Here is a 4,763-nt window from a genome sequence, read left to right as displayed (position 1 = left end):
AGTCCTCACTACCAACCAGTTTTTGTTAAGGTTCGCAGTCAGGACTTTAGTCCTTCTTCTCCTGAGGACTAAAGTCCTCACTACCAACCAGTTTTTGTTCGTGCGGACACCATCTAAAATCCACCCCGCTGCAAACCTTAGATTTTCAGCACGCCTTCGGGATTAACCGTCAAGAGCGATCGCCTCTGCAAACCCTCCTGGTATAAAATAGCATTAGCAGCCAACAAACCGCTGCTCACCGCCCTTTCCATTAAACCGCAAGGAAAAGGCATTTTTACCCAATCTCCCGCAAACAACAGATTGGGAACAGCGCAGCAAGTCTCCGGCCTTTCCGCATAACTACCGGGCGGATAACCCGAGAAATTCTTTTGATTTACCAGTTCCCGATGCAGCAGATTTGCTGCTTTTAATTCCGGTACAATTTCGTACAATTCTTGCTCGAAAGTCGCCAGCAAAACTTCCTGATTGGGGAATTCTTTCTCTTTGTAACAATAAGCGTGCAGTTCCACTACGCTGCCGCCTGTTTTCTGATTCCACTCGATGAACTGATCCTGAATTTTGTGGTAAAGTGTGATGCTATCAGTCAGTTTGTAGCCGGAAAGCGAACTGAAATTGCTGTGTTCCCAGGGAAAATCGCGATCGAACCAAAAACGCCCAACCGCAAACGGATCGGCTATTTTCAATTCCTCAATTCGGCTCTGCACCTGCGGATTCACCTCACCGCTAGCCAAACTAAACAAATGCTGCATCCCCGGAACATCCGCCGCAAATACATAATAATCAGCCTTCAATGTTTCCCCTGCATTCTGCGGTTGCGACTTATTAGGAGCGGTGGCTAACTGTATCTCATCGGATTTTTTATCAACTACCTTAAATCTCGGCAAATCCCGCTGAGCAGGCCCGCTCACAACTCGCCCATCAGCATCAAAAACTGCCCCATGACAAGGACAGTGAAATTGACCGTCATTTTGTTTCTGAACCGTACAGCCTTGGTGAGTACAACTCAGAGAAATTGCCTCTTTTCCTCCGGGTGCTGCGGCAAATACGCTGTCGCCAGCGCCGAAATATTCCGTAGAGTTGCTGTCAGTTAACAGCGCGTTTCGCTTTACCCAAAAAGGTACTTTACTCTGCACGTCTCCAAACTGATAAGTCAAAGAATCAATCTGACCGTTTTCCCAGTGAATTCCACTAACTGCGACATCTGTCAATACTTTGCCACCTTTACTTTCAATGGCTCTGGCAATCGGCTGCACTAAACTCGTGCCCATATCTTGCCGGGTGCCGTTGAAGGCTAAACCTTCGGGATTTCCGAAAAAGTAAAAGTGGAAAAATTGCATTAATTCTCCTACGCTCAATTCGTCGGGGGCGTTGAGACTGGACTTGGCAAAAGGCAGAAAATACAAGTCGTAAAGTCCGCGCGGGAATTCACCTTTTACCCAGTCGGCAACTGATATATTGTCGAGGCGAGCGAAACTTTTTTGAGTTTGAAAACCGCCGATTTCCCGAAAAACTTGCCAGTGAGCGGGTTTTGTCAGATTGATTCCCCACTTGAGCCGATTCGGAGAAGATATCCCCAAATCAACTATATTCCAGGGGAAAGCTGAATGGTTGGGACGGAAAACCTCAGGTTGGTATTTGCCGTCTCGAAACACAACGGCGTAGGATTCTAAAGATACAAAGTTATCGGTAATTTCTAGTTCTTTGACTACACTTTTGAGGTTGTAGTATTGCGGGAAAAAACCGTGGAAACCGTGTTCCATCATAAAGGTTTCGTTCCCGACTTGTATCGGCCAACTAGCAATTTTGCCGCCGAGTTGGGGCGATTTGTCCAACAGTGTCACGGCGAAACCCCGCTGACTCAGTTCGTAAGCACAGGCGAGCCCGGCTAAGCCTGCGCCGACAACTGCAACGCTTTTGGGTTTATTCAGCATTCGGGGCAAGTCAAGAGTGTCTTGCCCAAAAACGGCGGGCTCTGGTTTGGAAAATCGAGAGTAGCCCAATAGCCCGCCTGCGGCACCGACTCCGAGGAATTTGAGGGCGGTTCGTCGAGAAACTGGTGGAGATAGCGGTGGATTGGTTGATTCACTCATAAAGCTGGTTTACACAAAGAGGTCGTCCGATTTTCGATTTCAGATTTTAGAGGCGATTGACGAATGATTCCGGGACTTGTACCTAAAAACATCTCAAATCGGCTGTTCTCTGTAAGATTGTTCGGTGATGGGACATAGGCCATAGGGCATACATCATAAGACCTAATACATTATATGTGAAGAAAAATTCACACAAATCACCCAGTCGGAGTAGTCGATCGCGCGTTGGCGAAGCCCTCGAAGAGGATCGCAAATTAATCTATCTCAGGTATGATGTCTTCAGGGCTAATGTAAAGTTATTTTACGCTCTCCCCACTAAAACCCAACCGTACAATCTATCACCTAAAATTCATAGACTTAAACCAGTGACAGTTAAACTATTGTCCAAATTACGCCGCCGAGAGTTTCTGAAAGCTTTCTCTTTTGGCTTAGCCGCCCCTTTTTTCTATAACAGCGCCGCACATTCTCAAGACAATTCAAATCTCGAAAAAAGTGCGTTAGCTACCAATCTCACAGCCCGAGAAAACCAAAAACCCGGAACCGCAGACTGGGAGTTAGAAAATCCTGCCACCAAGCGAGAAATCGAAGGTTACGCATCTCTGACCAGCGTCAATCTCGGCGGCGAAATTAAATTATTTGTCAACACTAAAGAACCAAATTATACCATAGAAATATTCCGCACCGGATGGTATAATGGACTCGGCGGCCGCCGGATCGACGACCCAATTGTGCGGAAGGGAATCAGACAGCCTCCGCCGAGAGAAGATGAAGCATCGGGACTAATAGAGTGCGATTGGAAAGACCCGTATATTTTGCAAATTCCCGATCGCCCTTCGGACTGGACGAGTGGCATTTATTTAGCAAAACTCACTGCCAGTATCAGCGGGAAACAAAGTTATATCATCTTTGCAGTCCGGGATGACGATCGCAAATCCGACATTTTATTTCAATCCAGCGTTACCACTTTTCAAGCCTACAACAATTGGGGCTACAAATCGCTGTACCGCTGGAACAGTCAGGGAAAACAAGCCTACAAAGTTTCATTTAATCGGCCCTACGCCATGAGTCCCAACCGCAAAGCAGCTTACGGCGTAGGTGCGGGGGAATTTCTGACAAATTTTCAGCCAAAAAGGAGAACTTCGAGCGCTGGTTGGGAATACAATATGGTCAGGTGGCTGGAAAAAGAAGGCTGCGATGTTACCTATGCCACCAACATAGACACGCATTTTAACTCCCGGTTGCTGTTGTCTCACAAGGCATTTTTATCTGTAGGTCACGATGAATACTGGTCGCGAGATATGCGGAAAAATATAGAAGCAGCTAGAGATGAAGGCGTCAGCATCGGCTTTTTTGGTTCCAATATTTGCTACTGGCAGATCCGCCTAGAACCCAGCCGGATTACTGGCGAAGTAAACCGAACTGTAGTTGCTTATAAAGAAATGGCAGATTTAGACCCTATGGGCGGATTACAAAAAGAATTAGGCGCCGTTAATTCGGTAGTAGAAATATCTAATAGTGGGGAATCAAAGTATGAAATAGACCAACCAGACCGCGCTCAAATAGCAACAAATTACAATAAATCCCCAGCACTTTATTCTTTAGTAACAACTCGCTGGCGAGACCACTCTATCGGAAGTCCAGAAGATGCTTTGATAGGTGTTATGTACGAGACATTTCAAGTTAATTATGATATTGTGATTGATAAAAATGCCCCGGATTGGCTGCTAGAAAAAACTGATTTAAAACCGGGCGCCAAGTTACCGGGACTGTTGGGTTATGAAGTCGATCGAATGTTCGGTAATGCCCCGAAAAATATAGTTCGGATCGGCCATTCTCCATACCCTCACGGCGGCGGGACTCGCTATGCTGACATGACGGTTTATACCGCAGATTCGGGGGCGAAAGTATTCGCGACTGGTTCGATGCAGTGGGCGTGGGGATTGGACGATTACAATGCGCCGCAGTTGCGATCGCCAGTCTTAAATGCCGGAGCTCAGCAGATAACGCGAAACGTTTTGGCAAAGCTGTTAAATTCAGCTAAAGATTGAATTATAGCCTTTCAAGCTCTCATATGAGATACTGTCTGGCCTAGGGCATAGCGCCTAGGGCCTAGGGCCTAGCGCCTAGGGCATACCTCATTTTTTTGAGAACCGCTATATCTAATAACTATAGCAGTTCGAGTTAAAGATGAAGTAATGGGTAATAGGTAATTGGTAATAGGTAATAGGTAATTGGTAATAGGTAATTGGTAATTGGTAATTGGTAATTCAATTGACAGTTGACAGTTGAGAGCTATCTCTACCTGTAAAGAAGAAAATTTGACTCATGAATAGTCTGATTTTAATTTCTCCATAAAAGGGAGAGGCTTTAAACCAATTGTTTCTGGTAATCATAAAAAAGCTGGCATTTCAAAAGCTGGTGCTGTGGCAATTATTCATTACCGATTACCGATTACCGATTACCGATTACCCATTACCATAAGCGTCCCTCATCTATTTGAGAAAGGCTATAGATCGACAAAAAACTGTAGCGTGCTTGTGGCGCACCTTACATCTATACGTCACAGGTTAAACAATAAATAGGGCTTGCTGAAAAAGTCAGAAAACAGCATTTAGAAAGATGAGTGAATTTGAGCTGGCATCGGCAATATAAGTTTTGTCAATCTTGTGATGG

The 4,763-nt window shown here is 45.5% G+C and carries 2 protein-coding genes; one reads left to right on the top strand and one right to left on the bottom strand.

The annotated features are described in order from the left end of the window. Positions 1-137: 137 nt before the first annotated feature. Entirely contained in the window at positions 138-2,090 is a 1,953-nt protein-coding gene (locus JGK39_RS26825; protein ID WP_293297931.1) for an FAD-dependent oxidoreductase, read from the bottom strand. A gap of 365 nt (positions 2,091-2,455) precedes the next feature. Between JGK39_RS26825 and JGK39_RS26820 the strand changes: the two genes are divergently transcribed. Further along, positions 2,456-4,138, top strand: coding sequence for a N,N-dimethylformamidase beta subunit family domain-containing protein (locus JGK39_RS26820; RefSeq protein WP_293261880.1), 1,683 nt, complete (start codon positions 2,456-2,458; stop codon positions 4,136-4,138). Positions 4,139-4,763: the final 625 nt, after the last annotated feature.

Source organism: Microcoleus sp. PH2017_12_PCY_D_A (assembly GCF_020738565.1).
In the GTDB taxonomy this organism is placed as follows: domain Bacteria; phylum Cyanobacteriota; class Cyanobacteriia; order Cyanobacteriales; family Microcoleaceae; genus Microcoleus.
Note: the sequence above shows the minus strand (reverse complement) of the source record. Positions and strands in the feature narration are given on the sequence as shown.